At 67.5% G+C, this 25,962-nt stretch carries 27 protein-coding genes and 1 tRNA gene; 15 read left to right on the top strand and 13 right to left on the bottom strand.

Translation table 11 applies throughout. The features are described from left to right. Window positions 1-10 precede the first annotated feature (10 nt). From KV697_RS15130 to KV697_RS15115, 4 genes are all read left to right on the top strand, one after another. Window positions 11-580 carry a Maf family protein gene (locus KV697_RS15130; RefSeq protein ID WP_219018902.1) on the top strand — a complete coding sequence of 190 codons (570 nt, stop codon included), beginning with the start codon at window positions 11-13 and terminating at the stop codon, window positions 578-580. Beyond that, entirely contained in the window at window positions 573-1,523 is a 951-nt protein-coding gene (locus tag KV697_RS15125; protein WP_219018901.1) for a ribonuclease, read from the top strand. The genes KV697_RS15130 and KV697_RS15125 overlap by 8 nt, the downstream gene beginning before the upstream one ends. Then, window positions 1,520-1,687, top strand: a complete 168-nt coding sequence (locus tag KV697_RS15120) for a DNA gyrase inhibitor YacG (RefSeq protein WP_219018900.1) — start codon at window positions 1,520-1,522, stop codon at window positions 1,685-1,687. Before KV697_RS15125 ends, KV697_RS15120 begins: the two co-directional genes overlap by 4 nt. A 31-nt stretch (window positions 1,688-1,718) precedes the next feature. Further along, window positions 1,719-1,794, top strand: a tRNA-Phe gene (locus tag KV697_RS15115). 236 nt (window positions 1,795-2,030) lie between these two features. Here KV697_RS15115 and KV697_RS15110 read toward each other — a convergent pair. The 4 genes from KV697_RS15110 to KV697_RS15095 are packed head-to-tail and all read right to left on the bottom strand — an operon-like array spanning window position 2,031 to window position 4,362. Then, window positions 2,031-2,930, bottom strand: a complete 900-nt coding sequence (locus tag KV697_RS15110; protein ID WP_219018899.1) for a pirin family protein — start codon at window positions 2,928-2,930, stop codon at window positions 2,031-2,033. Continuing rightward, window positions 2,923-3,384 carry an NUDIX hydrolase gene (locus KV697_RS15105; protein WP_219018898.1) on the bottom strand — a complete coding sequence of 154 codons (462 nt, stop codon included), beginning with the start codon at window positions 3,382-3,384 and terminating at the stop codon, window positions 2,923-2,925. The genes KV697_RS15110 and KV697_RS15105 overlap by 8 nt, the downstream gene beginning before the upstream one ends. Beyond that, a complete protein-coding gene (locus tag KV697_RS15100; RefSeq protein WP_219018897.1) occupies window positions 3,381-4,073 on the bottom strand; it encodes a glutathione S-transferase in 693 nt (230 codons plus the stop codon). The genes KV697_RS15105 and KV697_RS15100 overlap by 4 nt, the downstream gene beginning before the upstream one ends. Before the next feature lie 4 nt (window positions 4,074-4,077). After that, the gene (locus tag KV697_RS15095; protein ID WP_219018896.1) at window positions 4,078-4,362 is read right to left on the bottom strand and encodes a BolA family protein; all 285 of its coding nucleotides are present in this window, start codon (window positions 4,360-4,362) and stop codon (window positions 4,078-4,080) included. A 40-nt stretch (window positions 4,363-4,402) separates the two neighbouring features. On the opposite strand from KV697_RS15095, the gene KV697_RS15090 reads away from it, so the two are divergent. Next, the gene (locus KV697_RS15090) at window positions 4,403-5,017 is read left to right on the top strand and encodes a J domain-containing protein (RefSeq protein WP_219018895.1); all 615 of its coding nucleotides are present in this window, start codon (window positions 4,403-4,405) and stop codon (window positions 5,015-5,017) included. 123 nt (window positions 5,018-5,140) lie between these two features. On the opposite strand, the gene KV697_RS15085 is transcribed toward KV697_RS15090, so the two are convergent. Continuing rightward, complete coding sequence (locus KV697_RS15085) at window positions 5,141-5,905, bottom strand: VOC family protein (RefSeq protein WP_219018894.1); 765 nt, start codon at window positions 5,903-5,905, stop codon at window positions 5,141-5,143. A gap of 192 nt (window positions 5,906-6,097) precedes the next feature. Here KV697_RS15085 and cobS point away from each other — a divergent pair, with 192 nt between their 5' ends. The 4 genes from cobS (at window position 6,098) to KV697_RS15065 (ending at window position 10,407) form a co-directional block, all read left to right on the top strand. After that, window positions 6,098-7,102: a cobaltochelatase subunit CobS gene (cobS, locus tag KV697_RS15080; protein ID WP_056432053.1), complete on the top strand. Its 1,005-nt coding sequence runs from the start codon at window positions 6,098-6,100 to the stop codon at window positions 7,100-7,102. Between the two features lie 5 nt (window positions 7,103-7,107). Continuing rightward, window positions 7,108-8,931 (top strand): cobaltochelatase subunit CobT, encoded by a 1,824-nt coding sequence (cobT, locus tag KV697_RS15075; RefSeq protein ID WP_219018893.1) that lies wholly within the window; start codon window positions 7,108-7,110, stop codon window positions 8,929-8,931. Then, window positions 8,928-9,173 carry a ribbon-helix-helix domain-containing protein gene (locus KV697_RS15070; RefSeq protein WP_219018892.1) on the top strand — a complete coding sequence of 82 codons (246 nt, stop codon included), beginning with the start codon at window positions 8,928-8,930 and terminating at the stop codon, window positions 9,171-9,173. Before cobT ends, KV697_RS15070 begins: the two co-directional genes overlap by 4 nt. A gap of 217 nt (window positions 9,174-9,390) precedes the next feature. After that, the gene (locus tag KV697_RS15065; protein ID WP_219018891.1) at window positions 9,391-10,407 is read left to right on the top strand and encodes a PepSY-associated TM helix domain-containing protein; all 1,017 of its coding nucleotides are present in this window, start codon (window positions 9,391-9,393) and stop codon (window positions 10,405-10,407) included. Here KV697_RS15065 and KV697_RS15060 read toward each other — a convergent pair. Next, on the bottom strand, window positions 10,388-10,744 hold the full coding sequence (locus KV697_RS15060) for a GntR family transcriptional regulator (protein ID WP_219018890.1): 357 nt from the start codon (window positions 10,742-10,744) through the stop codon (window positions 10,388-10,390). The two genes, KV697_RS15065 and KV697_RS15060, sit on opposite strands and share 20 nt — an antisense overlap. A gap of 83 nt (window positions 10,745-10,827) precedes the next feature. Then, window positions 10,828-11,418 carry a nitroreductase family protein gene (locus KV697_RS15055; protein ID WP_219018889.1) on the bottom strand — a complete coding sequence of 197 codons (591 nt, stop codon included), beginning with the start codon at window positions 11,416-11,418 and terminating at the stop codon, window positions 10,828-10,830. A gap of 128 nt (window positions 11,419-11,546) precedes the next feature. On the opposite strand from KV697_RS15055, the gene KV697_RS15050 reads away from it, so the two are divergent. Then, the gene (locus tag KV697_RS15050) at window positions 11,547-13,130 is read left to right on the top strand and encodes a peptide MFS transporter (protein ID WP_219018888.1); all 1,584 of its coding nucleotides are present in this window, start codon (window positions 11,547-11,549) and stop codon (window positions 13,128-13,130) included. Between the two features lie 151 nt (window positions 13,131-13,281). Here the strand turns inward: KV697_RS15050 and KV697_RS15045 are convergent, their stop codons facing one another. Together KV697_RS15045 and KV697_RS15040 are read right to left on the bottom strand one after the other, a co-directional pair. After that, window positions 13,282-14,274: an aldo/keto reductase gene (locus KV697_RS15045; RefSeq protein ID WP_219018887.1), complete on the bottom strand. Its 993-nt coding sequence runs from the start codon at window positions 14,272-14,274 to the stop codon at window positions 13,282-13,284. Then, complete coding sequence (locus KV697_RS15040; RefSeq protein ID WP_219018886.1) at window positions 14,271-15,515, bottom strand: dicarboxylate/amino acid:cation symporter; 1,245 nt, start codon at window positions 15,513-15,515, stop codon at window positions 14,271-14,273. Before KV697_RS15040 ends, KV697_RS15045 begins: the two co-directional genes overlap by 4 nt. Before the next feature lie 101 nt (window positions 15,516-15,616). On the opposite strand from KV697_RS15040, the gene glmM reads away from it, so the two are divergent. The 5 genes from glmM (at window position 15,617) to KV697_RS15015 (ending at window position 19,752) form a co-directional block, all read left to right on the top strand. Beyond that, on the top strand, window positions 15,617-16,957 hold the full coding sequence (glmM, locus tag KV697_RS15035) for a phosphoglucosamine mutase (RefSeq protein ID WP_219018885.1): 1,341 nt from the start codon (window positions 15,617-15,619) through the stop codon (window positions 16,955-16,957). Beyond that, the gene (locus tag KV697_RS15030; protein ID WP_219018884.1) at window positions 16,957-17,181 is read left to right on the top strand and encodes a DUF1272 domain-containing protein; all 225 of its coding nucleotides are present in this window, start codon (window positions 16,957-16,959) and stop codon (window positions 17,179-17,181) included. Before glmM ends, KV697_RS15030 begins: the two co-directional genes overlap by 1 nt. Before the next feature lie 56 nt (window positions 17,182-17,237). After that, on the top strand, window positions 17,238-17,924 hold the full coding sequence (gene gpmA / locus KV697_RS15025; RefSeq protein WP_219018883.1) for a 2,3-diphosphoglycerate-dependent phosphoglycerate mutase: 687 nt from the start codon (window positions 17,238-17,240) through the stop codon (window positions 17,922-17,924). A gap of 308 nt (window positions 17,925-18,232) precedes the next feature. Continuing rightward, window positions 18,233-18,691, top strand: coding sequence for a 5-(carboxyamino)imidazole ribonucleotide mutase (gene purE, locus KV697_RS15020; RefSeq protein WP_257575361.1), 459 nt, complete (start codon window positions 18,233-18,235; stop codon window positions 18,689-18,691). A 5-nt stretch (window positions 18,692-18,696) separates the two neighbouring features. After that, complete coding sequence (locus tag KV697_RS15015; RefSeq protein ID WP_219018881.1) at window positions 18,697-19,752, top strand: 5-(carboxyamino)imidazole ribonucleotide synthase; 1,056 nt, start codon at window positions 18,697-18,699, stop codon at window positions 19,750-19,752. 3 nt (window positions 19,753-19,755) lie between these two features. Here KV697_RS15015 and KV697_RS15010 read toward each other — a convergent pair whose 3' ends face one another. From KV697_RS15010 to KV697_RS14995, 4 genes are all read right to left on the bottom strand, one after another. Further along, on the bottom strand, window positions 19,756-20,568 hold the full coding sequence (locus KV697_RS15010; RefSeq protein WP_219018880.1) for an energy transducer TonB: 813 nt from the start codon (window positions 20,566-20,568) through the stop codon (window positions 19,756-19,758). A gap of 46 nt (window positions 20,569-20,614) precedes the next feature. Next, on the bottom strand, window positions 20,615-22,420 hold the full coding sequence (locus tag KV697_RS15005; RefSeq protein WP_219018879.1) for a DUF885 domain-containing protein: 1,806 nt from the start codon (window positions 22,418-22,420) through the stop codon (window positions 20,615-20,617). 238 nt (window positions 22,421-22,658) lie between these two features. After that, window positions 22,659-22,958 carry a hypothetical protein gene (locus KV697_RS15000; RefSeq protein ID WP_219018878.1) on the bottom strand — a complete coding sequence of 100 codons (300 nt, stop codon included), beginning with the start codon at window positions 22,956-22,958 and terminating at the stop codon, window positions 22,659-22,661. A gap of 12 nt (window positions 22,959-22,970) precedes the next feature. After that, the gene (locus KV697_RS14995; protein ID WP_219018877.1) at window positions 22,971-25,823 is read right to left on the bottom strand and encodes a M16 family metallopeptidase; all 2,853 of its coding nucleotides are present in this window, start codon (window positions 25,821-25,823) and stop codon (window positions 22,971-22,973) included. Window positions 25,824-25,962 lie beyond the last annotated feature (139 nt).

Raw genomic sequence — 25,962 nt, 5'->3', positions numbered from 1 at the left:
CCGGCCCCCTATGCCGATCGTCCTTGCATCCTCCTCCCCGCGCCGCCGCGATCTGCTGGCGCGGCTGGGAGTCGTGCCCGACCGCATCGCATCGCCCGACATCGATGAAGCCCCCCGCCCTGCCGAGCCTCCCCGCGTCTACGCGCTGCGGCTGGCGGTGGAAAAGGCGCACGCGGTTGACCGTGCAGAGGGTGAGATCGTCATCGCGGGCGACACCACCATCGCGCTGGGCCGCCGCATCCTGCCCCCCGCCGAGACCGAGGACGTACAACGCAAGCTGCTGCGCCTGATGTCCGGGCGGCGGCACCATGCGCTGTCCGCCGTGTGCGTCATCGACGCCACCGGCAAGGCACGCACCCGGCTGGCCGACACCATCGTGGCGTTCAAGCCGCTCTCCGACGACGAGATCGACGCGTACATCGCGTGCGGCGAAGGGCTGGGCAAAGCCGGGGGCTATGCCATCCAGGGCCGCGCCGAGGCGTTCGTGCGATTCCTGCAAGGCTCGCATTCCGGCGTCATCGGTCTGCCGCTGTTCGAAACCCGCGCCCTGTTGAAAGCCACCGGACTGCCGCTTGTCTGAATGGCTCTATGAGGCCGGTATCGGCGAGGCGCGCGCCGCGCTGGTCGAGGACGGCCGCATCGTCCGGGCCGCGATCGAGCTGACGGACACGCTGAGCGTCGGTACGGTGGCCGAGGGGCGGCTGGTCGAGCTGCTGCCCGGCCGGCAGGGTCGGGTGACGTTGGCGCAGGGCGGCGACGTGCTGCTGGCGCCGGTGCCAAAGGGCATGACGCAAGGGTCGGCGCTGACGGTCATCGTCACGCGCGAGGCGATTCCCGAACGCGGCCGCGCCAAGCTGCCCAAGGCGCAATTCGCCCCCGAAGACGCGCGCCCTGCCCCCGGCCCCGATCTACACGCGCGAATCGCCGCGAGCGGGCTGCCCGTGCGCGAGTCGCTGCCGCATCAACCAGACGATCTGGAAGCGGCAGGCTGGTCCGAACTGCTCGACGAGGCGGTGACGGGCGAGATCGGATTCGGCGCGGGCGTGCTGCGCATGACGCCGACCCCGGCGATGACGCTGTTCGACGTCGACGGCTCGCCCCCGCACGAACCGCTGTCGATCGCCGCCGCGCGGGCCGTGGCGGAGGCGATCCTGCGCCACGGCATCGGTGGGTCGATCGGCATCGATTTCCCCACGCTGGAGGGCAAGGGACCGCGCCAGGCCGTGGCCGAGGCGCTGGATGCCGCCCTCCCCCTCCCCTTCGAGCGGACGGCGGTCAACGGGTTCGGCTTTCTCCAGATCGTCCGCCCGCGCCCCCGCGCCTCGATCCCTGAGCGCCTGGGCATCGACCCCGTCGGCGCCCGTGCGCGCGCGCTGCTCCGGCTTTGGGAACGCGAGCCGCCCGGTCCTGCGCCGACCTATCGCGTCTCCGGCCCCGTGCATGACCGGTTGATGGCGAATCCCGACTGGCGCGCGGCGCTGGAACGCCGCACCGGCCGTCCCCTGCTATTGGAACGCTCATGACCACCTGCCCGATCTGCGACAAACCGACCGCCGCCGAACACGCCCCCTTCTGTTCGCGCGGGTGCAAGGATCGCGACCTGCTGCAATGGCTGGGCGAAGGTTATCGCATTCCGGTCAAAGAAAATGACGAAGAGGGGCTGGACACCGGCGAAAGCCACCCGTAAAGGCACGCCTCCAATCGCAATCGCGGTGTGGGCCCAAGTAGCTCAGTTGGTAGAGCATGCGACTGAAAATCGCAGTGTCGGTGGTTCGATCCCGCCCTTGGGCACCATTTTTTCCTAAATTGATGGTGCTTTAGCGGTTCGTTGTTTGACGGACTGTTTTTGTGTGTCTGATGTTAGCCCGTGGCCTTCGACTTCGCTCAGGCTGAACGGGGTTTGGTATTCCGGACCCCGATCCCACGCCCCAATCACTCCCCTCCCGCAGGCGGGAGGGGCTGGGGGAGGGTAAGGCGCCTCGCAGAGGGAACGGCCTGTGGCCCTTGCCCTTTAGGCCTCCCCACCCCCCTCACGGATAGCTGACAGTCTTCGGAATCTCCGGAATCTCGATCCGCTCCAGATCATCCCCCGGCACGGTCGGAAACTCTCGCGCGCGCCAAGCCCGCTTGGCTTCCTCGATCCGCTCGCGACGGGAGGATACGAAGTTCCACCACACATGCCGCGGCGTCGTGAAGGCATCGCCCCCGCACAGCATGACCCGGCCACCACTTTCGGACCGCAAGGTCGCCGCGATGCCCGGCTTCAGGATATAGAGCCGCTGCGGCTCCAGCGTCATGCCCTCCAGGCTCGCCTCGCCCAGCGCGCAATAGACGGCACGTTCCTCGGCGGACGAATCGATGGGGATGCTCCCGCCCGGCTCCAGCGCGATGTCGGCATAGATGGTGCCCGCATAGGTGGTCGTCGGCGCGCGTTGTCCCCAGAGTTCGCCCATGATGACCCGCGCGGTAGCACCCTGCCCCTGAATCTCCGGCAGCGCCTCGGCGGGGATATGTTCGAAGGCCGGGTCGATTTCCTCCTGCGCCTCGGGCATCGCCAGCCAGGTCTGGATGCCCGACAGCGTCGGCCCCTGCGGCCGGACCTCGCCGGGGGAGCGTTCGGAATGGACTATGCCGCTGCCCGCCGTCATCAGGTTCACCGCCCCCGGCTCGATGACCAGATCGCTGCCCAGCGAATCGCGATGCCCGATCGCGCCGTCGAACAGATAGGTAACGGTCGACAGGTTGATATGCGGATGCGGCCGCACGTCAATCCCCGAACCGGGCAGCAGCTGCGCCGGCCCCATCTGGTCGAAGAAGATGAAGGGGCCGACCATCGTCCGCTCCTTGTTGGGCAGCGTGCGGTGGACCTTGAACCCGCCCAGATCATGGCTGGAGGGTTGCAGCGTGCGCAGCAGGAAATCGTCAAACATGGGGTTGCTCCGTGGGGGCCGGCTCCGTCGCGGCGAGCAGCTCGATCAGGTCGGTCGGGAAATAGGGTTCGGTGTGCGCGGCCAGCTCGTCGCGTGTGAACCAGCGCCAGCTCTGCATCACCCGCTGTTCGAGGGCGGTGTGGCCCGCGCCGTTCACCTCATGCGCATCGATGTCGACGCGGAAGTAACGCTCGTCCGCCTCGACCTCGACACCCTCGATGGTCAGGAACTCGACCTGCCGCCGCGCGACCTGCGGCCCGCAATCGCGGTCCAGCCCGGTTTCCTCCAGCAACTCGCGGCGCGCGGCCTGTTCGTAACTCTCGCCCGGATCGACCGCGCCGCCGGGCGTGCACCAGAAGGGCGGGCGATCATCGGGGGTGAAGCGGAACATCAGGGTCCGGCCCACCGCATCGACCAGCAGGATGCGCGCGGCGGGACGGGGCAAGCGGGTCATTCGGCGTCAAGCTCCGGATAATGGCGGAAAATTCCGTCCTCATTGAACGCCTGTCGCCGCTCGCTGTCCAGATAGGCGGCGATGCCCGGCAGGGCTTTCACGCGGTCGTGCAAGCCGACGAGCGCGGGATACTCGTCCTCGACCGCCGCCATCCGCCGGGGAAACATATAGCGCAGCCCCGCGATCACCTGGAACAGTGAGGTGTCGACGGGCGACCAGCGCCCGCCCGCCATCCAATCGCGGTCGCCCAACGCATCCTCGAAATAGCCGAGGAATTTCGGCAACCGCTCCGCACGGAACTGTTCGGCGGCGCGCGCGGCCTCCGGCTTCTGTTCGTGGTAATAGGCCATCATCGCGACCGGGTGATGGACGTTGTGCACCTCGGCCACCATATCGCTGATCGTCAGTTGCAGCTGATCCAGCCAGACGCGGTCACCTACCGGCGCCAGATCGTGCCGTTCGGTCAGCCAGTGGAGGATGTTGGCGACCTGCGCGATCGCCTGGCCTTCGGTGCGCAGATACGGCGGTGCGAAGGGTAGATGCGCGCCCTTGCGCATATCGGCGAGCAACGCCTCCGTGCCCTCCTCCACGCCCCGATCGCGGTAGGGCAGACCTGCGGCCTCCAGCGTCAGCCGGACGAACTCACCGCGTCCCGGCAGGCCGGGCCAGTACCACAGATCATAGGGCATATGCTTATTCTCCGGGCGCCTTCGCGCTGATCGCCAGCGCGTGGATGCGCTCGGACAACAGATCGGCGAGCGCGTGGTTCACCATCCGCTGTCGGGCGACGCGCGACTGGCCGGAGAAAGCGGGCGATTCGACGATGACGCGAAAATGGCTCTCGCCCGTGCCGTCATCGCCCAGATGGCCGCGATGCATCGCGCTTTCGTTGATGACTTCCAGATGGGTAGGGGCCAGCGTCTGGGTCAGGCGGGCGGTGATCTGATCGGCGACTGGAGCGGTGGTGATATCGGTCATGGCCCCTATATAGACGGTTTTTCGGGACAAGCGGATAGCCGTGGCGCGTCGGTCGAGCAGCGAAACACCCAAGGACAAACCCAGCCCGCGTTTTCACGGCCGGGTCGAAAACACCGGCCGCGCCTGCGACCATGCCGGATGCCAGGAAGCGGGCGAATTTCGCGCGCCCCCGCCCGAAGGTGCGCGCAGCGGCGACGGGCCGGGCCAGTTCCGCTGGTTCTGCCTGGAGCATGTCCGCGCGTTCAACAGCCGCTATAATTTCTTCGACGGGATGAGCGCCGACGAGATTCACCGCGCCCAGCGCCCCTATGCGGGCTGGGAGCGCGAGACGCGGGCCTTTGCGCAAGGCGGCACCGATCCGGGCCCGCGCTGGGCCGATTTCTCCGATCCCCTGGATGCCATCGCCGCACGCTATCGCCGGGAGGCCGCGCCCGAGCGCAAGGACGGCAAGCCGCTGTCGGGCCAGGACCGCGAGAGCCTGAAGGTGCTGGGGCTGGAGGCGGATGCCGATCGCGGGATGCTGCGGCGGCGCTATAGCGAACTGGTGCGACGCTATCACCCCGACCGCAATGGCGGGGATCGGAGCCACGAAGGGCGGCTGCAAAAGGTCATCGCGGCGTATCAGCAGTTACGCCAGGCACCCGCATTCGCGTGACCCCTAATTCCTCCCCTGTAAGGGGAGGTGGCAGTCCGCAGGACTGACGGAGGGGTGTCACCATCAGCGGGGACACCCCTCCACCAGCTTCGCTGGTCCCCCTCCCCTTACAGGGGAGGATCATTACTTCCTCGGCCCGACCAGTCCGAATCGTGCGCCCTGCGGGTCGCGGGCGGACAGCGAATAGTCCCCGCCCGAAATTTCCATCGGCCCGAACTCGATCGTACCGCCCGCATCGGTCACACGCGCCGCCGCGGCGTCGATATCGCCCACCGCGAAATAGAAATGCCAGCCCGGCTCTCCCCCCGGCGGCACGCCCATCAGCGCGCCCAGCATCACCGGCCCATCGGCCAGGAAGCGATATTCGCCCAGCTCGCCCATCGGCATCCCGCCCTGATGGCTCCAGCCGAAATGCCGCCCGAAAAAGGCCAGCGCCCGGTCGGGGTCGCTGGCGATCCGCTCGTTCCAGACGACATGGCCGGTCGCCGGGCCGGTGCCGTGCTCGACGAAGGCGCGCGAAGGCTGCGGGTCCTGCGGCGCCATGATGTAGAAGGGCGCGCCCAACGGATCGGCAACCAGCGCCATCCGCCCCACCCCGTCCATCGTCCAGGCGGGCATCAGCACCTGTCCGCCATCCTCGACGATGGCGCCCAGCGACTCGTCGACATCGACCACGGGCAGGTATCCGAACCAGACCGGCTTGCCCGGCGCACCCTCGGGCCGCTGCATCAGGCCGCCGATGGCCTCGCCCTCGGGAGTCGCGAAGATACGATAGTCGATTCCCGCGATGCCGCTGTCGCCGACCTGCCAGCCGATGACGCGGGCATAGAAATCCTGTGCCGCCGCGATGTCGTCGGTCAGCAATTCGTACCAGATGAAATTCGCCATGATCCCCCCACCCGCTTATTTAGCGTGACAGATGAACAGCTTGCCCATCGTCCCGACTCGCGATTCGGTGGCGGGAGGATGACCGCGAAGCCGTCGCCCCGCAATCGCCGGAAGACCCATTTCCTGCGATCACCGCCATTGAGTAGGGAGCCGCGCTTGGCTTAAGGCGTTGAGCGACGAGACGAGGGCCTGATGACCAACATCCCGAATACGCTTCCCGACAGCCGCGATACGACGATTCTCGATGCACCCGACAAGATGGTGTCGGTGCGCGACCTGTTCGGCATCGATACCGATATGGAGGTTCCGGCCTTTTCGGTGTCGGACGAGCGCGTCCCCGATCTCGATCCCGCCTATGTGTTCGATCCCGACACCACGCTGGCGATCCTGGCCGGTTTCGCGCACAACCGCCGCGTGATGGTGCAGGGCTATCACGGCACCGGCAAGTCGAGCCATATCGAACAGGTCGCCGCCCGCCTCAACTGGCCGTGCATCCGTATCAACCTGGACGCGCATATCAGCCGTATCGACCTGATCGGCCGCGATGCTATCGTCCTGAAGGACGGGCAGCAGGTGACCGAATTCCGTGAGGGCCTGCTCCCCTGGGCGCTCCAGACCCCGACCGCGCTCGTCTTCGACGAATATGATGCGGGCCGCCCCGACGTGATGTTCGTGATCCAGCGCGTGCTGGAGACCGAGGGCAAGCTGACCCTGCTCGACCAGAACCGGGTAATCCGCCCGAACAAGTGGTTCCGCCTGTTCGCCACCGCCAACACGGTGGGTCTGGGCGACACCAGCGGGCTGTATCACGGCACGCAGCAGATCAACCAGGGCCAGATGGACCGCTGGAACATCGTGGTCACGCTCAACTATCTGCCCGCCGTCACCGAGGCGCAGATCGTGCTCGCCAAGTCGGGCGAATATGACAAGCCCGACGGCAAGCAACTGGTCGAGAACATGGTCCGCGTCGCCGACATGACCCGCAAGGGCTTCGTCAACGGCGACATCTCGACCGTGATGAGCCCTCGCACGGTCATCACCTGGGCGCAGAATACGCTGATCTTCGGCGATCCGGGCTTTGCCTTCCGCCTGTCCTTCCTCAACAAGTGCGACGAGAACGAACGCGCGCTGGTGGCGGAATATTATCAGCGCGTCTTCGGCAAGGATCTGCCCGAAAGCGTCGTCGGCCGGGCCTGATCCCCTTGGGCAACGAAACCCCTCTCGACCGGTTCAAGGCGGTCCTCGGCGGCACGGCGCGCACCATCGCGCAGGAGCCGGAGGTCGAACTCGCCTTCACCGCCGATGCGCCGACCTCCTCGGGCAAGCATATCCGCGTGCCCATGCCCGGCCGCGCACTGCCCGCCGAACAGGTGGCCGAGGCGCGCGGGTTCGCCGACGCCTTCGCGCTGCGGCTGAAGCTGCACGACACCGCGCTTCACGCCAAGGCCGCCCCGGTCGAGGCGGTGGCGCGCGCGGTCTATGACGCGGTCGAGACGGCGCGGATCGAGGCGCTGGGTGCGCGGGGCTATGCGGGGATCGGCGACAATCTCGCCCATGCGCTGGACGTCCGGTTGCGCTCCGACCCGCTGACCCGTGCGCGCAACCGCGACGAGGTACCCTTGTCGACCGCGCTGGGGCTCCTCTTGCGGGAACGGATGACCGGGCGGCCTTCGCCTGCCGAAACCGCGCCCGCCTTGGCGCTCGTCCGCGACTGGCTGGAGGGGGCGACCAACCTCGATTCGCTGGCGGGCGCGATGGACGATCAGAAGGCGTTCCAGGCGCTGACCGCCAAGATGCTCGCCGATCTCGAACTCGCCGAGCCGCCCGCCGAGCCCGATCAGGCCGATGAAGGCGGCGACGATCAGGAAGGCGAGGACGAACAGCAGCAGGACGAGAGCGAAGAGGATAACGACGAACAGGGCCAGGGCGAAGGCGAGGTCGAGGCCCGCGCCGAAAAGCGCGACTCCGACAGCGAGGACGGCGAATCGCAGGAGCAGAGCCAGGACTCGCTCGACGATCTCGACGGCGAACCCGGCGAGGATGGTGACGAAGGCAGCCAGCCGACCCGCCCCAACCGCCCGCTCAACGATCTGGCGTCGCAATTCGACTATAAGCCTTGGACCACCCAATATGACGAGGTGATCGCGGCGGGCGAACTGTGCGACGCCGACGAACTGGCGCGGCTTCGCGGCTATCTCGACCAGCAGCTGGCGCATCTGCAATCGGCGGTGTCGAAGCTCGCCAACCGCTTGCAACGCCGGTTGATGGCACAACAGTCGCGGTCCTGGGATTTCGACCAGGAAGAAGGCATTCTCGACGCCGCGCGCCTCGCCCGCGTTGTGGTCAATCCTGGCCAGTCGCTGTCCTACAAGATCGAGCGCGACACCGATTTCCGCGATACGGTCGTCACCCTGCTGATCGACAATTCCGGGTCGATGCGCGGGCGGCCGATCGGCATCGCCGCCATCTCCGCCGACATCCTCGCGCGCACGCTGGAGCGCTGCGGGGTGAAGACTGAGATTCTCGGCTTCACCACTCGTGCCTGGAAGGGCGGACAGAGTCGCGAGACCTGGCTGGCGGCCGGTCGTCCGCCGCAGCCTGGGCGGCTGAACGACATCCGCCACATCGTCTACAAACAGGCCGACGAGCCGTGGCGGCGCGCGCGCAACAATCTCGGCCTGATGATGCGTGAGGGGCTGCTCAAGGAGAATATCGACGGCGAGGCGCTGATGTGGGCGCATAGCCGCTTGATCGCGCGGCCCGAGGAGCGGCGCATCCTGATGGTCATCTCCGACGGTGCGCCGGTCGACGATTCGACGCTGTCGGTCAATTCGGGCAGCTATCTGGAGCGGCATTTGCGCCAGGTCATCGGCTGGATCGAGAGCAAGAGCCCGGTCGAGCTGATCGCGATCGGCATCGGCCATGACGTGACCCGCTATTATGCGCGCGCGGTGACGATCATGGATGCCGAGCAGCTGGGCGGCACGATCATCGAGCAGCTGGCCAGCCTGTTCGACACCGAATGAGCCGGATCGCGGCCCCGGCGGAAGGATTCGTCGGTCCGGTCAAACGCTCGATCACCATCGCCGGGCACCAGACCTCGATCAGTCTGGAACCGGTCTTCTGGACCGCGCTGGAAGAGGCCGCGGTGGCGCACGGCCTACCGCTGTCGGCGCTGGTCGCGGAGATCGACGCGTTGCGGATCGGGGCGGACGACCCGCCCAATCTAGCGAGTGCGATCCGGTCGTGGTTGTTCCTGCGGCGGTGATTTTGTACGCGCAGAGGCGCGGACAAAATCCCACCCCTCCGTTCAGCCTGAGCGAAGTCGAAGGCCAAGGGATGACCTTTGTGCTTGGGGCGAGGTCTGGGCGTGGGCTTCGACTTCGCTCAGCCTGAACGGAGGGGTGGGATGGAACAGCATGGCCCTCCCCGATTGACGCCGCCCTTCGCCTCCGGCAGGGCGCGCCGTCTGTTTCGGGGTTTGTGTGGCCGGAATTACCCTTCGCGATACGGGAGTGCGGGTCCATCGCTGGCTGGGGCTGGCGATCGGGCTGATCGCGATCGCCTTGGCCCTGTCCGGCGCGATTCTTGCTGGTGCGCCGATGCTCGAGCGGATCGCCACCCCCGCCCGCTTCCGGGTGAGCGGTGAGCAGCGCCAGCCTGCCTCTCGTTATGTCGACGCCGCCTATCGCCGCCTGCGCCCCGGCGAACGGATCGCCGCGCTGTCGCTGGAGCAGGGATCTTCGCCGGTCGTCGTGACGCTCGACCGAGCCAGCGACCGCGCGCAGCGGCTGCTGTTTCTCGACCCGCCGACCGGACGGGTACTGGCGAGCGCATGGAAGGATGGCGGCGTCATCGGTGCGGCGCGGCGGCTGCATGACGGGCTGTTCCTGTCGGGCCTGGGCCGGTGGATCGTCGGGCTGGGCGGGGTCGGGCTGATTCTCTCCTGCCTGACCGGCCTCTGGACACAGGCGACGCGCGAGCGGCCCAAGGCCTCCGCCAAGCGCAAACCCAACGAAACAGGGTGGACGCTGGCGCACCGCCGCGTCGGGCTATGGTCGGCGCTTCCGGTTCTGGCGATGACCGCGACCGGCCTGGCGCTGGTCCCGACGTCGGGCGCAAAGACCAGCCCCGCCCCGCCGCCGGTCCCCCGCGCCTCCCTGTCCGTGGACCGGGTCGTCGCCAGCGCGAGCGGCTGGACGCATGGAACGCTGCGCTCGATCGACTGGCCGACCGAGCGTTCGCCCGACTGGACGCTGCATTTCGAGGGTAGCGAACCGAGCATCGTCAAGGTCGCCGACGACAGCGCCAAGGCGCTCGCCGCGCCCGGTCATGCGGAACCGGTGGTGCTGTCCTGGGTCCGCCAGTTCCATGGCGGACAGGGCATGCCCTGGATCTGGTGGCCGCTCGCCGCGCTGACCGGATTGCTCGCCGTCTGGGTCGCGGCGACCGGGCTAATCGCCTGGGGTCGCCGCCCGAAGGTCAGACGCGCTCGGCGTTGAGCAGGTCGGCGGGGTCGAGGCCCAGCAGTTCGATATGGTCGCGGATGCGCGGCCACTGCACCGACAGGAAGCTCTGCCGCTCCGCCGCGCGCAGCCGGTCGACCGCGCCGGGCATCACGAACATGCCGACACCGCGCCGCACCTCGACATAACCGTCGTCCTGAAAGCTCTGATAGGCCTTGGCGACGGTCAGCGGGTTCGCGCCCTGTTCGGCGGCCAGCGCGCGCACCGAGGGAAGCTGGTCCCCCGTGCGGTAGGTTCCGTTGAGAATGCCCGCCGCGATCGTGCCGCGCAGGCGGATGTAAACCGGGCTGTCGTCGCCGCTAAGAGCTGTCATGCCGAGTTAATACAGCATGGGAGAAACCATGTCGAGGCCTGATCCCGATAACGTTTGCAATCCCGCCGCACCCGAACCCCGGCTCATCCGTGCCAGGTCGAGACGATCCGGTCCATGTCGGGACGCGGCCGCTCGTCGAGCGGGCGGCCGGGCGTGCCGATGAAGACGAAGCCGACGATCCGCTCGGGCGCGGCGCCGAACGCATCGCGCACCGCGTCCGAAAAGGCGGGCCAGCCGGTCAGCCAGCCCCCGGCATAGCCCATGGCATGGGCGGCATGGAGCAGGTTCATGCACGCCGCTCCCGCCGACAATTCCTGTTCCCACAGCGGAATATGGCTGTCGGTGCGGGGGCTGGACAGGACGACGACCAGCTCGGGCGCCTGGTGCGCGAACTGTTCCAGCGCGGCGATCTCGGTCGCGCCCGCCTGCGGCCGTTCGGCGCGGTAGGCGGCGGTGATGACCTCGGCCAGCTTCGCGCGGGCCTCCGTCGGTACGATCACGAAGCGCCAGGGGGCCAGCTTGCCATGATCGGGCGTGCGCGCCGCGATGGTCAGCATCTGTGCCAGCTCCTCCGGCTGCGGCCCCGGCGCGATCAGGTCGCGCGGCTTGCCCGAACGGCGGGTCGCCAGCAGCGAAAGGGGGGTCGAGCGGTCGTTGAAAGCGATGTCGGTCATGGCTTCGATCCTTACGTCGTCGCGCATGATATTTACAGTCGTGGCTTTGGCGTTAGGTTACCAAAGCATTACGCCCCCGCGTGCGCCGCTGGCGCGCCGGGGGCGATCCCGATGGAGTGAACGCCGGCATGGCGACTGCGTATGAGGCCGCCGCGCGCGGCAAAACGGTTTTGGGGCATCCCCGAGGCCTATTCCTGTTGTTCTTCACCGAGATGTGGGAGCGTTTTTCCTATTACGGAATGCGCGCCATCCTGGTCTTCTACCTGACCAAGCATTTCCTGTTCGCCGATGAACCGGCCTTCGGCACCTATGCCGCCTATACCTCGCTGGTCTATGTGACGCCGGTCATCGGCGGCTATCTCGCCGACCGTTATCTGGGGGCGAGACGCGCGGTGCTGGCGGGAGGCCTGTTCATCGCCTTCGGCCATATCCTGATCGCGATCATGGAGGGGCCGCAGGGCGCGACGGGGGCCTATCTAGAGGGCTTCTACCTGGCCCTCGCCTCGATCGTGATCGGCACCGGCTTCCTGAAGGCCAATATCTCGGTGCTGGTGGGACAGCTTTATGCGCGTGACGACATGCGCCGCGATCCTGCCTTCTCGATCTTCTACATGGGCATCAATGCGGGCGGCGCGCTGGGGCCGATCGTCTGCGGCGTGCTGGGCGAGACGGTGGGCTGGGCCTATGGCTTCGGCGCGGCGGGTGTCGGCATGTTGCTGGGCCTGGTCGCCTTCATCGCCCTGAAGCGCGAGCTGTACGGCGCGGGCGAAGCCCCCTCGCTGCCTGCGCTGCGGGCGCCGGTCGTGGCGGGCCTGTCGCGTGAATGGCTGATCTATCTGGGCGCGATCGTCGCGACGCTGAGTGTGTGGCAGCTGATCCAGCATCAGGATGCGGTCGGTACGCTGCTGGTCGTCTTCGCTGCCGCCACCGTGATCTTCATCCTGTGGCGCGCGGTGTTCCAGCTTCCCAAGGTCGACCGCGATCGCATCTTCGCCGCCCTCTTCCTGATCGCGCTCTGCCCGCTCTTCTGGGCGCTGTTCGAGCAGGCGGGGTCGTCGCTGAACCTCTATACCGATCGCTCGGTCGACCGGACGCTGCTGGGCTGGACCATCCCCGCCTCGGCCTTCCAGTCGGTCAACTCGATCTTCATCATCCTGCTTGCCCCGCTGTTCGCGGCGCTGTGGACGGTGCTGGGCAAGCGCGGGTGGGAGCCGAGCGCGCCGTTCAAGTTCGGCATCGGCCTGGTCGGCGTGGGCGCGGGCTTCATGGTGCTGGTCGCCGGTGCGGCCGCCTATGCGGGCATGCCGACGCCGGTGATCTTCGTCATCCTCGTCTATCTGATCCACACCATGGCCGAGCTGTGTTTCTCGCCGGTCGGTCTGGCGGCAATGACGCGGCTGTCGCTGCCTAGCATGACGGGTCTCATGATGGGCACCTGGTTCCTGGCGACGGCGGCGGGCAACTTCATCGCCGGGCTGATCGCGCAGGCGACCGGCGGCGAGGGCGCGGGGCCGGAAAAAGTGCTCGACGTCTACACCCGGATCGGCTGGTTCTCGATCGGGATCGGCGTGGTCGTGCTGGTCGTGTCGCCGTTCATCGCCAAGCTGATGCATCTCGACCTGCTGAAGGCCGAAGCCGCGCTGGCGGGGGACAAGGAACTGGCCGAACCGGCGGCGGGGGTCGATACGCGGCTGGAGCAAAAGCCGCATTGATCCGGGCGGGGCGGTTGGGATGGATGCCCGGCCGCCCATCCCAACCGCCGTTAGCACTGAGCGAAGTCGAAGTGCACGGGATGACGCTCGTCGATAGGCACTGGCGTGGGCTTCGACTTCGCTCAGCCTGAACGGAGGTAGGAGGCGCGACTTACAGCCGCGTCATCGCCATCGCCTTCTCGCCGTAACGCGGCCCGGCCGTGCCGCCGCGCGGGGATGCCGCGTCGAGCTTGGCGAGTTCCTCCGCCGACAGCGTCAAATCCGCCGCCTTCATCGAATCCTCCAGCGTCACGCGCCGCTTGGAACCGGGGATCGGCACGATGTCGTCCCCTTGCGCCAGCAGCCACGCCAGCGCCACCTGCGCCACGCTGGCCTCATGCGCGGCGGCGATGCTCTTCACCACCTCGACGACCTGCATGTTGCGGTCGAAATTCTCTTCCGAATAGCGCGGGTCGTTGCGGCGATAATCCCCCTCCGGCAGGTCCTCGCGGGCGGTGATCTGCCCGGTCAGGAACCCGCGCCCCAGCGGGCTGTACGGCACGAAGCCGATGCCCAGTTCGCGTACCACGGGCAGGATGTCCGCTTCGACATCGCGCTCCCACAGCGAATATTCGGACTGGACCGCCGCGATCGGATGGACAGCGGCGGCGCGGCGGATCGTCTCGGCGCTCGCCTCGGACAGGCCCAGCCGACGCACCTTGCCCTGCTCGACCAAGCGGCCCATCGCGCCGACCGTTTCCTCGATCGGGACGTTGGGGTCGACCCGGTGCTGATAGAACAGATCGATCGTCTCGACGCCCAGCCGCTTGAGCGAACCCTCGCACGCGCGCTGGACATTGGCCGGGGTGGAGTCCACGCCGGTCATGCCGTTCTCGTCATAGCGGAAGCCGAACTTGGTCGCGATGACCACCGCGTCGCGCTTGCCGCGAATGGCGCGGCCGACCAGCTCCTCATTGACCAGCGGACCATAGATTTCGGCGGTGTCGAACAGGGTCACGCCCAGCTCGATCGCGCGGTGGATGGTCGCGATGCTCTCCGCCTCGTCCGCCTCGCCATACATGTTCCGGCCGACACCGGCCATCGGCATACAGCCCAGGCCGAGCGCGGAAACCTCGAAATCGGGGCCGAGCGTGCGATACTTCATGAGACGTCCTCGTCGATGGTGCGGCTGCCCCGGGAAACGGTCGCGGTGGCGGCAAGGTCCATGCTGACATTGCCCAGCGTCCGGAAGATGTCGGGAATCGTCTCCACTGCGATCAACAGCCCCAAGGGCGCGGCGGGCACCCCCAACGCGACGCAGACCGGCGCGATCGAGGCGAAGAAGGTGATCTGCGACGGCAGGCTGGCCGAGCCGAGCGAACACAGGATCGCGACCACCACGGCGGCGGCGACTGAGGCCATGCCGGGCACGATCCCGAACCAGTCGGCGATATAGAGCGCCACCGCGACGTTCATCGCGGGCTGGGTCCCCCGGAACATCGCCACCGCCATCGGCAGGACGAGGCCTGCGGTCGCCGGTGCGATGCGTAGCGTCTTCGTCCCCTCGATCATCGCGGGCAGGCTGGCGAGCGAGCTCTGGGTCGAGATGGCGACCGCCTGGGCCGGGGCCAGCGCGCGGGCGAATCGCGACAGCGGCACCCGCGCCGCCAGCATCGCCACGCCGTACGCCATCAGCATCACGATGACGCCGATACTGGCGATGATCGTGATGTAATGCGCCAGCGCCCCGAACGCCCCGCCCCCCGCCGTCGCGCCCACGACAAAGGCCAGCGCGAAGACGCCCAGAGGTGCCAGCCACAACACCCATCCGATCAGCACCAGCATCGCATCGCGGATCGCGGTGAAGAATTGCAGCAGCATCGCCCGCCCCTCACCCTCGATCCGGGTGATCGCAAAGGCGAAGGCCAGGGTGAATAGAATCAGCGACAGCAGCGCATTGTTGGTGGCGGCAGCGAAGATGTTGGTCGGCACGATGCCAGTCACGAACTCGGCGATCGGCGGCGGCGGCGCGACCGGCTCGGCATGGCCCAGCGCCGCCTTCAGCGCGGCGGCCGCCTCGCGCGGGATGGGCAACAGGTGCAGCAGGGCTGGCGTGACCAGCGCCGCCATCGTCGCGGTCAGCGTGACCAGCACCAGAAAGGTCACGATCGCCCGCCCCGCGATCCGCCCCGCCTGTGCGGCCTGCGCGGTCGAGGCGACGCCGGTGATGAGGAGCGTGACGACCAGCGGGATAACCGTCATCTGCAATCCGTTCAGCCACAAGGTCCCGACCGGCCGCGCGACGAACACCGCGCCCGCCGCCATCGCGGGGGCGAGCGTCGCCGCCCCCACGCCGATCAGCAGACCGGCGGCAAGGCAAAGAAGGATCAGGGTCGCGCGCGACATGGATGGTTCTCGCCTATTTGGAGCTTTGGCCAAGGTCGCGCTAAAGGATGCGCGCAACCCGATTGTTCCACATCCTCTTAATCCGGCAGGGACTTGGCCGCATGGCAAGAAAATATTTCGGCACTGATGGCATTCGCGGCGCGACCAACGGCGCGGTCATGACGGCCGAGATGGCGATGAAGGTCGGCATGGCCGCCGGTGCCTATTTCCAGCGCGGCGATCACCGCCACCGCGTCGTCATCGGCAAGGACACCCGCTTGTCGGGCTATATGCTCGAATCGGCGCTGGTCGCTGGCTTTACCAGCGTCGGCATGGATGTGGTCATGCTCGGCCCGCTGCCGACGCCCGCGGTCGCGATGCTGACCCATTCGATGCGCGCCGATATCGGTGTGATGATCTCGGCCAGCCATAATCCCTTCGCCGACAACGGCATCAAGCTGTTCGGCCCGGACGGCTACAAGCTGTCCGACGAGGCCGAGGAAGCGATCGAGGACCTGATCGAGCAGAATGTCCCGCTGGTCCCCTCGGGCAAGATCGGCCGCGCGCGCCGGGTGGACGACGCCGCCGGGCGCTATATCCACTTCGCCAAGTCCACCTTCCCGCAAAACCTGCGTCTGGACGGGCTGCGCGTCGTGATCGACTGCGCAAATGGGGCAGCATACAAGGTCGCGCCCGCCGCCTTGTGGGAACTGGGTGCGGATGTGGTCGCGATCGGCGTGACGCCCAACGGCACCAACATCAATGACGGCGTCGGCTCGACCGCGCCGCAGACGCTGGCCGAGACGGTGGTGGCCAGCGGCGCGGACATCGGCATCGCGCTGGACGGCGACGCCGACCGGCTGATCATCGTCGACGAGACCGGCGCGGTGGTCGATGGCGACCAGCTGATGGCGATGATCGCGACCAGCTATGCCCGTGAGGGACGGCTGGCGGGCGGTGGCCTGGTCGCCACCGTCATGTCCAATCTGGGGCTGGAGCGGCATCTCGCCGCACAGGGCCTCGGCCTGATCCGCACCAAGGTCGGCGACCGCCATGTGCTCGAGGCGATGCGCACGCGCGGCTATAATGTCGGAGGCGAGCAGTCGGGGCATATCATCCTGTCCGACTATGCCCGTACCGGCGACGGGCTGGTCGCCGCGCTCCAGGTGCTGGCCGAGCTGAAGCGCGCGGGCGCGCCCGCCAGCGAGGTGCTGCACCGCTTCGACCCGCTGCCCCAGTTGCTCAAGAATGTCCGCTTCGCGGGCGGCAAGCCGCTGGAGCATGAGAAGGTCCAGGGCGTCATCGCCGCCGCCGAGGCCGAGCTGGCCGGGCGCGGCCGCCTGGTCATCCGCCCGTCGGGCACCGAGCCCGTCATCCGCGTGATGGCGGAGGGCGAGGACAAACGTCAGGTCGAAACCCTTGTCGACCGCATCTGCGACGTGGTGCGCGAGGTGGCCGCCTGATGCTGGAGATGCGCCCCGATTGCGAGCGCTGCGGCGCGGACCTGCCCCCGAGCCAGGGCGGCGCGTTCATCTGCTCGCTGGAGACGACCTTCTGCGCCGAATGCGCCGACGAGCTGGACGAGATCTGTCCCGATTGCGGCGGCGAACTGCTCGACCGACCGACACGGATGGGCCGCGTGCTGAAGGCCAACCCTGCGTCCACGCAAAGCCGTTTCCGCGGCTGACCTCGACCCCGCCCGCCCGTTTCTCTATGCGGGCCTGACCATATCAAGGAGTTTCCATGCCCCAGCTCGTCCTGATCCGCCACGGCCAGTCCGCCTGGAACCTCGAGAATCGCTTTACCGGCTGGTGGGATGTCGACGTGACCGCGCAGGGCGCCGCCGAGGCGCGCGCGGCGGGCGCGATGATGGCGGAGAAGGGCCTCGACTTCGACCTGACCTTCACCAGCCTCCAGACCCGCGCGATCAAGACGCTGAACCTGGCGCTGGAGACGATGGGCCGCCTCTGGCTGCCGACGGAGAAGCACTGGCGGCTGAACGAGCGGCATTATGGCGGGCTGACCGGCCTCGACAAGGCCGAGACGGCGGCCAAGCATGGCGACGAGCAGGTGAAGATCTGGCGCCGCAGCTTCGACGTGCCCCCGCCCCCGGCCGAGGCGGGCGGCGAGTATGACGTGTCGAGCGACATCCGCTACAAGGGCATCGACGTTCCCCAGACCGAGAGCCTGAAGGACACGATCGCGCGCGTGCTGCCCTATTGGGACGAGCGCATCGCCCCGGCTCTGCGCGACGGCAACCGCGTGCTCATCTCGGCGCACGGCAACTCGCTGCGCGCGCTGGTCAAGCATCTGTCGAACATCCCGGACGACGAGATCACCGGTCTCGAGATCCCGACTGCCCAGCCGATCGTCTATGAACTGGCCAACGACCTGACGCCGACCGACCGCTATTATCTGTCGGAGCGGTGAGAATGTTCGGCCTCCATTCCTCCCCTGTAAGGGGAGGTGGCAGGCCGAAGGCCTGACGGAGCGGTGTCCCGCTATCGAGAGGGGGACACCCCTCCACCATGCTTCGCATGGTCCCCCTCCCCTTGGAGGGGAGGAATAGGGAAGTTGAAGCCCACGCCCCCGCCCACGCCAAAATGCGCTCGGGGTATACGGAAACGCATACGGAAACTTGCCCCCCTCGCCCCACCCCGCTAGTCAGCCGCTTCCCCCGGCACCGGGGCCACAGGGGCTAAGGCGGAACAGCGGATATGATTTCGGTCGGGATCATCATGGGGTCCACTTCGGACTGGGAAACCATGCGGCACGCCGCCGAGACGCTCGAGGCGCTGGGCGTGCCCCACGAAACCCGCGTCGTCTCCGCACATCGCACGCCGCAGCGTCTGTACGACTATGCGACCACCGCCGCCGATCGCGGGATCAAGGTCATCATCGCGGGCGCGGGCGGTGCGGCGCATCTGCCGGGCATGGCCGCCTCGATGACGCATCTGCCCGTGCTGGGCGTGCCGGTCGAATCCAAGGCATTGAAGGGCATGGATAGCCTGCTCTCGATCGTCCAGATGCCCGGCGGAATCCCCGTCGGCACGCTGGCCATCGGCAAGGCGGGGGCGATCAATGCAGGCCTGCTCGCCGCCTCGATCCTGTCGCTGTCGGACGAGGGCCTCACCGAGCGTCTGAAGGACTGGCGCCAGCGTCAGACCGACAGCGTCGCCAACGATCCGCAAGGGTAAGCCAAATGTTGAAGCCGGGTTCGACCATCGGGATTCTGGGCGGCGGCCAGCTGGGCCGGATGCTGGCGGTGGCCGCCGCGCAGCTCGGCTATCGCACCCATGTCCTGGCCCCCGATGAGGACAGCGTGGCGGCACAGACCGCATCCTCGCTGACCCGCGCCGACTATCACAACAAGGTCGTGCTCGCCGATTTCGTCGCCGCCTGCGACGTCGTGACCTATGAGTTCGAGAATGTCGACGTCGCGCCGGTCGAGTGGCTGGCCGAGCGGTTGCCCGTCCATCCCTCGCCCGCAGCCCTTCGCGTCGCGCAGGACCGGATTGCCGAGAAGAGCTTCGTCGAAAAGGTCGGCGGCCGCCCTGCCCCCTGGGCCGAGGTCAACTGCGCGGCCGATCTGACTGCCGCGCTGGAGCGGATCGGCTGCCCCGCCATCCTGAAGACCACGCGCTTCGGCTATGACGGCAAGGGTCAGGCGCTGATCCGCGACATGGCCGACGCTCCGGCGGCGTTCGAGGCGATCGGGGGACCTGCCGTGCTGGAAGGGTTCATCCATTTCAGCCACGAATTCTCGATCCTGATCGCGCGGGGATTGGATGGGCAGACGGTCCGCTACGACCCGCCGCACAATGTCCACCGCGATGCGATCCTGCGCACCTCGACACTGCCCGCGCCGCCCGAGATCGCGGCACAGGCCGAAGAGGCGGCCGCGCTCGCCATCCGCATCGCCGAGGAGCTGGGCTATGTCGGCATACTCGCCTGCGAGTTCTTCGCAACCGAGAACGGCCCCGTCTTCAACGAGATGGCGCCGCGCGTCCACAATTCGGGGCACTGGACCATCGAGGGCGCCGAAACCTCGCAGTTCGAGAACCATATCCGCGCGATCTGCGGCCTGCCGCTGGGCGACACGGCGCTGACCGGCGCGCAGGTGCAGATGGAAAACCTGATCGGCGACGATGCCTGGGAGGGCGCACTGACCCAGAAGGGGGCGCACCTGCACCTGTACGGCAAGGGCGAGGCGCGGCCCGGCCGCAAGATGGGGCATATCACGCGGGTGGTGCGGTAAGTCCTATCGGCGGACGGTGAAGGTCACGGGCACCAGCACCTGGGCCTGGATGACTTCATTGCCCTTCATCACCGGCCGGATGCGGAACTGGGGATAAAGGCCCAACGCCGCCGCGCCGAAACCGCGCCCCTTGGGCCGCTCCGCCGCGACCGTGCAGCTTTTGGGTTTGCCCGGTGTCGGCACGACGCAGAGAAGCACCGCCACGCCGCTGACCCCGCCATGCCGGGCCATGCGGGGGAACGCCTCGTCGATCAGGGCCTGGCTCGGCTTCTCAATCCATTCGGCCAGTGCATAGCGTAGCCGCCCCTGCCCCGGACCGTCGCCATTGCCCTGTCCATTGCCGGTGCCATGCCCCTCGCCGCCCGTGCCCCGTCCGCTGGCGATGCCGCTCCCCGCACCGTCGGAGATGGCGGTGCCGGCCCGCAGCGGCAATTCGGCACCGATGTCCGCCGCAGGAGCGGGCAGGTCGACCGTATCGAACCGCGCGGGCATGACGGCCTTCGGGGCCGCTTGTTCCGCCGGGGCGGCGCGTACCGGACGCGGCGATCCGCCCCCGGCGGTGGAACGAATGACAACGGCTTCGCGCTTGACCGGGGTGGGCAGCACCGGCGGCGGCGGTACCGTGACGGGAAGCGGTTCGGGTGGGCGCGGCAGATCGAACAGCATCAGGCTCGGCCGTTCGGAGTCATCGATCAGACGATGCCGTGGCGCCCCCCAGAGGAGCAACGCCACGAATAGGGCATGAACCACTACCGTCGCGATGACGGCCGTTCGCCGCCGCCCCCCGTCCAGCCCGATCGAAGCGCTGACCCGCATCGCGATATTCTCCCGCAAAGGAGGATCACCGCGATGCTGATTCAGGTCAAGCCCGCGCCCATTCCTCCCCGATCCGGCGCAGCACGTCGAGCGGCACGCGGCCATGGCGCAGGACGGCGGTGTGGAACGCCTTCAGGTCGAAGCGGTCGCCCTTCTGCCTCTTCGCCGAATCGCGAATGTCCACGAACACCGAATGGCCGAGCTTGTAGCTCGCCGCCTGGCCGGGATTGACGCAGTAACGCTCCACCTCGCGCGTGGCGAAACCCTCCGCCTCGCCCTCGGCCTCGACGAAGTGGCGGATCGCCTGTTCGCGGGTCCAACGCAGATGGTGCAGCCCGGTATCGACGACGCAGCGATTGGCGCGGAACAGCAGGAATTTGAGATAGCCCAGCTGCCCCAGGGGATCGTCGTCATACATGCCGATCTCGTCCGCCAGCTGCTCGGCATAGAGCGCCCAGCCCTCGCCATAGCCGGAGAAACCGTTGATCTTGCGGATCAGCGGCAGGCGGGTGTTCGACAGCGCAAGGCCGCCCTCCATCTGATGCCCCGGCAGCCCTTCATGATAGACCGTCGTCGCCAGACAGAATTTGGGCCAGTCGGCGCTGTCCTTCAGGTTGAAATAGACCAGGCCGGGACGCGAGCCGTCGATAGCGGGGCCCTGCGCAAAGGCCGCCGCCGCCCCGGCCTCGGTCTGCGGCGGCACGCGGCGCACCTCGAAACCATAAGGGGGTATCCGCTCGAACACCTGCGGCAGGCGGGTGCGGATCGCGTCGAGCCGGGCGTTGCAATAGGCAATGGCGGCGCGCTTGCCCTCATCGGTATTGGGATAGAGCTGGTCAGGATTCTTGTAGAGCGCGGCCATGCGCTCCCCCATCGTGCCCTTGGTGTAGCCCTGTTTCCTGAGCAGCGCGTCGAGCCGCGCCGACAGCATCGCCGCCTGATCGCGTCCAAAACGGTGCACCTCGTCGGGCGAGAAGCTGGTCGTGGTATTGGCCTTCAGCGCGACCGGATAATAGGCCGCACCCTCGCGCAGTTTCCACACGCCCGCATCATGCGTCGCCTTGGCCCGCAAGCCCTTGGCATAGGCGATCTGGCGGTCGAGCGCCGGCAGTAATTCAGCGTCGTAGATCTGCGTCGCCTGCGCGGCATAGCGATCGCCCAGCCCCTTCTCCGCCGTTCGCCGCGCGAGCGACTGGACGACCAGCGCCTGGTCGGCGGGCTGGCGCGTCTTGCCCATCTGTTCGAGCGCGAGGTCGAGGATGAAGTCGGGCGGCACCACGCCCTGCCCGGCGTCATGGCGCATCCGGTCGGTCTGCGCATCGATCTGGCGGGCAAAGGCGCGCAGCCGCATCAGATAGGCGTCGGTATCGCCCGCGCTGGCGATCTTGTGCTTGGTGTCGAGGAAGTCGGGGACGGATTGATAGGCCCCCGACAGCTGCGACACGACATAGGGGCTGGGGCCATAGGAATAGCCGCCGAAGTCGAACGCCTGCACGGCCTGCGCCGAGCGACGGGTGTAGAGGATCGATTCGAGGTCGATCCGTTCCTCGGGCGACAGGGTGGCGGGGTCGATCGCCTCCAGCCGGGTCAGGTCTGCCTGGGTCGCAGCCTTTGCGGCGGCGATTCCGGCAGGTGACTGGTCGGCGAGTTGGCTGCGCAGATCGGCATTGGCGCCGGTGTCGAGGCCGAGACTGGTCGCGCCCTCCGGGCTGCGGCGGAGCTGTTCCTGGACCAGCGTGTCGAACAATGCGGTCAGTCGGGCCGACGCGGTGTTCTGCGCCACGACGCCTTCGCTGCCCGCCGCTACGGCCAGTGCCGCCGATCCGCCCAGGAAATGCCGCCGGTCTATCATGCCTGTCCCCTTTTTGGTTTTCCGGGAGCAGGGTAACGGGATTTGGCGGGAAATGAACCGGTTATGTCGTTGGCGTCATCCCTTGGGCTTCGACTTCGCTCAGCCTGAACGGCCGCAGGATATGGAATGGATACCTCATGCCGTTCAGGCTGAGCGAAGTCGAAGCCCACGCCCCACGCCAAAAAAAGGGCGGCCCGTCAACCGACGTACCGCCCTTTTCCCACTCAGGCCACGGAGATCACCCCGCGCGCGTACCCGACAGTGGGAAGCTGCCGAACGCGCCCGCACCGACCGATCCGGTCAGCGTGTCGCCATCGGCGGTCGCTTCGCAATCCAGCGTCATCGGCATCGGCGAGGAGATCGACATCTTCCAGCTGATCGTGTTGCCGGACACGTCGCCTTCGATCTCCATCGCGCCCATTTGGCCGCCGCCGGAGCCGGTGAAGCGATCGCCCTCGGTCGTGACCGTCAGCGTCATCTCCTGATCGCCCAGCGGCGACTTCACGATGCAGTTCCAGGTCCCGTCGATATCGGCCATTGATACTCTCCCTTATTGCGCCGCCGGGGCGGGTGCGACGACCGCCGCCGGTTCGATCACCTCGACGGGCAGGCCCAGCGTGTCGAGCTGCGGCTTGACCGTCTTGGCATCGCCGACCACCACCCAGACGAAGCTCTTGGGGTTCAACGCCGCCTGGATCGACTTGTTCAGCTCGGGCAGCGTCATCGCCTGATAACGCTGGGTGATCGTCGCGTAATAATTGTCCGGGCGGCGATACAGGTCGTTGGCCTGCATCGCAGACAACACCGCATCCGAGGTTTCGAAATTGCCCGACAGCGAGCGAATCGCCCCGGTGATCGCGCGATCATATTCGACCTGGTCCATCGGCTTGGTGGTCAGGAATTCGGCCACATCGGTGCGCAGCGCGTCGATCGACGGGCCGGTCTTGTCGGCCTGAACGGGTGCCGACATGATATAGGGCGCTGCGAATTCGGAGGTCCGGAAGCCGCCATTGACGCCGTAGGACCAATGCTTGCTCTCGCGCAGATCCATGTTGATCCGGCCCAGGAAGCTGCCGCCCAGTGCGTCATTGGCGGTATTCTGGATCAGCAGATTGTCGGTGCCCTTCAGCGTCGTCGGCGCGCCTGCGAGGATGATCGACTGCGGGCTGTCGGGTCGGTTCACAAGAACGATCTTCGGCGCCGAGGGCTGGCCGGCGGTGAAGTTCTTCACGCCCGCCGCGCCGTTACCCTTCCAGTCGCCGAACACGCGGTCCAGCGCCGCCTTGATCTCGGCCAGCGGGCGGTCCGAGGTGACGAAGATCTTCGCCTTGTCGGGACGCAGCCAGGCCTGCTGGAATGCGATCAGCTGTTCGCGGGTCATCGCCGCGACCGCCGCCGGATCACCCGCACCCAGCGCCTTGGCATAGGGGCTGGTCGGCCCATAGACGAGGGGCGGCAGGACACGGCCCGCCAGCCCCTGCGGGCTGGTCAGTTCCTGCTTGATGCTGGCCAGCGTCTGCGCCTTCACCCGCGCCAGTTCGGGATCGGGGAAGGCCGGATTGCGCAGGATGTCGGCATAAAGATCGAGCGCGGGCGCCAGGTTGATGCTGGGCACGTCGAGGTTGACGACGGTGCGGTCGTTCGACGCGCTCGACCCGATCGAGGCGCCGAGCCGCTCCTGCTCCTCGGCGATCGCGATGGTGTTGCGGCGGGTGGTGCCCTCGTCGAGCATCGCCTGCACCATGCGCTGCGTGCCCAGCTTGCCCGGCACGTCGGCGGCGATACCGGCATCGAACGAGGTCGCGATCTGCGTCACCGGCACGGCGGTCCGCTGCGCGTAGATCAGCTCGATCCCGTTCGCCAGGCGGCTGCGCTGGACCGCCGGGAAGCTCAGCGGCTTGACCTGTCCGACCTCGGGCAGGCCCCCGCGCGTGCCCTTGGCGGGCTGATCGGGGGCGGCGGGAACGTCGGCGCGCGGCGGCACCTTGGCCTCTTCATAGGCATCGCGCGCACCCGGCACGACGGTCAGCGTATAGGCCGGACGCGACAGCCACTTGTCCGCCGCCGCCTTGACGGTGGCGGGCGTTTGCGCCGCGATCGCCAGCAACTGCTTCTTATACTCGCCCGGATCGTTCGAGTAGAGCGCCCCCTCGGCCAGCGCCACCGCCTTGCCGCCGAAGCCGCCGACCGATTCCAGCCCTTGGACACGACCCGAGACATAGCGGGTCACGGCGCGCCGCACCTCGTCGGCGGTCGGGCCGTTCTTTAGGAAGTCGGCCAGGATCTCGCCCATCCGCTTGTCGACCAGCGCCGGGTCGACGCCGGGGCGGACGATCGCCATCATGTTGAACATGCCGACCTGTGAGAAAGGCCGGTCGCCCGCCGACACCTGCACCGCCAGCTTTTCCTGCTTGACCAAAATATTGTCGAGCCGCGACGAGGCGAGCCCGCCCAGGATCGAGCCCGCCACGACCAGCGAGGCGCTCTCGGGATCGTTCAGCCCCGGCACCGCCCAGTTGCGACTAATCATGACGGCCGCCACGCGGTCCTTCATCACCTCGTTGACCGGTGCGGGCAGCGTCGGGATGGTGACGGTCGGCAGGACGCTCTTCGGCCCCGGCTGGATCACGCCGAAATATTTCTCCACCAAAGGCTTGGCGGTGGCGACGTCGATATCGCCCGCCAGCACCAGCACGGCATTGTTCGGGCCATAATGGCTCCGGAACCAGTCCTTCACCGTGTCGAGCGACGCCGCATCAAGGTCGGCCATCGAGCCGATGGTCGAATGGGCATAGGGATGCCCTTCGGGGAACAGGCCGCTCAGCACCTTATACTGGGTCAGGCCATAGGGCTGGTTGTCGCCCTGGCGCTTTTCGTTCTGGACGACGCCGCGCTGCTCGTCGAGCACCCCTTGCGTCACTGCGCCGAGCAGATAGCCCATGCGATCCGATTCCAGGAACAGCGCACGATCGAGCGCGGCGGTCGGCACCGTCTCGAAATAGTTGGTCCGGTCGAAATAGGTGGTGCCGTTATAGTCGGTCGCGCCCACCGACTTGAGCGGCGTGAAGAAATCGCCCGGTGCGTTTTCCGAGCCGTTGAACATCAGATGCTCGAACAGATGCGCAAAGCCCGTCTTGCCCTTCGGCTCGTGCTTCGACCCGACGTCATACCACACGCTGACCGCGACGACGGGCGCCTTGCGATCGGTATGGACGACGACGCGCAAGCCGTTCTTCAGCGTGAAGGTCTGATAGGGGATGTCGACCGCCTTCACGAGCGCCGAGACGGGCGCGGGCTGGGCGGCGGCCTTCGCGGCATTGGTCGCCTGGGCTGTCACGGCCTGCCCCGGCAGGACGAACGCAAGGGCGGCGGCGCCGGTCAGCGCCACGGACTTGATACGCATTGGTTTGAGTCTCCCCACTCGGTGTATGGCCGGAGCATAGCGGGCGCGCGGCGGACCGCAATCCCGCGACGACGAACGGATTTTACGCGGATTGCCGCCGCACCCTTTCGTTATCGAAACGGCCATCCCATGTTGCGGA

This window comes from Sphingomonas sanguinis, from assembly GCF_019297835.1.
GTDB lineage: Bacteria > Pseudomonadota > Alphaproteobacteria > Sphingomonadales > Sphingomonadaceae > Sphingomonas > Sphingomonas sanguinis_D.
The sequence above is the reverse complement of the archived record's forward strand: the minus strand, read 5'-3'. Positions and strand labels throughout refer to the sequence as shown.

Excerpts from the sequence above, each read along its gene's own strand:
- gpmA (WP_219018883.1), top strand. The coding sequence starts at position 17,238 with ATGCCCCAGCTCGTCCTGATCCGCCACGGCCAGTCCGCCTGGAACCTC.
- KV697_RS15085 (WP_219018894.1), bottom strand. The coding sequence starts at position 5,905 with ATGGCGAATTTCATCTGGTACGAATTGCTGACCGACGACATCGCGGCG.
- KV697_RS15105 (WP_219018898.1), bottom strand. The coding sequence starts at position 3,384 with ATGACCCGCTTGCCCCGTCCCGCCGCGCGCATCCTGCTGGTCGATGCG.
- KV697_RS15005 (WP_219018879.1), bottom strand. The coding sequence starts at position 22,420 with ATGATAGACCGGCGGCATTTCCTGGGCGGATCGGCGGCACTGGCCGTA.
- KV697_RS15095 (WP_219018896.1), bottom strand. The coding sequence starts at position 4,362 with ATGACCGATATCACCACCGCTCCAGTCGCCGATCAGATCACCGCCCGC.
- KV697_RS14995 (WP_219018877.1), bottom strand. The coding sequence starts at position 25,823 with ATGCGTATCAAGTCCGTGGCGCTGACCGGCGCCGCCGCCCTTGCGTTC.
- KV697_RS15070 (WP_219018892.1), top strand. The coding sequence starts at position 8,928 with ATGAGCCGGATCGCGGCCCCGGCGGAAGGATTCGTCGGTCCGGTCAAA.
- KV697_RS15130 (WP_219018902.1), top strand. The coding sequence starts at position 11 with ATGCCGATCGTCCTTGCATCCTCCTCCCCGCGCCGCCGCGATCTGCTG.
- KV697_RS15110 (WP_219018899.1), bottom strand. The coding sequence starts at position 2,930 with ATGTTTGACGATTTCCTGCTGCGCACGCTGCAACCCTCCAGCCATGAT.
- KV697_RS15120 (WP_219018900.1), top strand. The coding sequence starts at position 1,520 with ATGACCACCTGCCCGATCTGCGACAAACCGACCGCCGCCGAACACGCC.
- KV697_RS15050 (WP_219018888.1), top strand. The coding sequence starts at position 11,547 with ATGGCGACTGCGTATGAGGCCGCCGCGCGCGGCAAAACGGTTTTGGGG.
- KV697_RS15045 (WP_219018887.1), bottom strand. The coding sequence starts at position 14,274 with ATGAAGTATCGCACGCTCGGCCCCGATTTCGAGGTTTCCGCGCTCGGC.
- cobS (WP_056432053.1), top strand. The coding sequence starts at position 6,098 with ATGACCAACATCCCGAATACGCTTCCCGACAGCCGCGATACGACGATT.
- KV697_RS15100 (WP_219018897.1), bottom strand. The coding sequence starts at position 4,073 with ATGCCCTATGATCTGTGGTACTGGCCCGGCCTGCCGGGACGCGGTGAG.
- KV697_RS15060 (WP_219018890.1), bottom strand. The coding sequence starts at position 10,744 with ATGACAGCTCTTAGCGGCGACGACAGCCCGGTTTACATCCGCCTGCGC.
- glmM (WP_219018885.1), top strand. The coding sequence starts at position 15,617 with ATGGCAAGAAAATATTTCGGCACTGATGGCATTCGCGGCGCGACCAAC.
- purE (WP_257575361.1), top strand. The coding sequence starts at position 18,233 with ATGGGGTCCACTTCGGACTGGGAAACCATGCGGCACGCCGCCGAGACG.
- KV697_RS15000 (WP_219018878.1), bottom strand. The coding sequence starts at position 22,958 with ATGGCCGATATCGACGGGACCTGGAACTGCATCGTGAAGTCGCCGCTG.
- KV697_RS15030 (WP_219018884.1), top strand. The coding sequence starts at position 16,957 with ATGCTGGAGATGCGCCCCGATTGCGAGCGCTGCGGCGCGGACCTGCCC.
- KV697_RS15010 (WP_219018880.1), bottom strand. The coding sequence starts at position 20,568 with ATGCGGGTCAGCGCTTCGATCGGGCTGGACGGGGGGCGGCGGCGAACG.
- KV697_RS15040 (WP_219018886.1), bottom strand. The coding sequence starts at position 15,515 with ATGTCGCGCGCGACCCTGATCCTTCTTTGCCTTGCCGCCGGTCTGCTG.
- KV697_RS15055 (WP_219018889.1), bottom strand. The coding sequence starts at position 11,418 with ATGACCGACATCGCTTTCAACGACCGCTCGACCCCCCTTTCGCTGCTG.
- KV697_RS15015 (WP_219018881.1), top strand. The coding sequence starts at position 18,697 with ATGTTGAAGCCGGGTTCGACCATCGGGATTCTGGGCGGCGGCCAGCTG.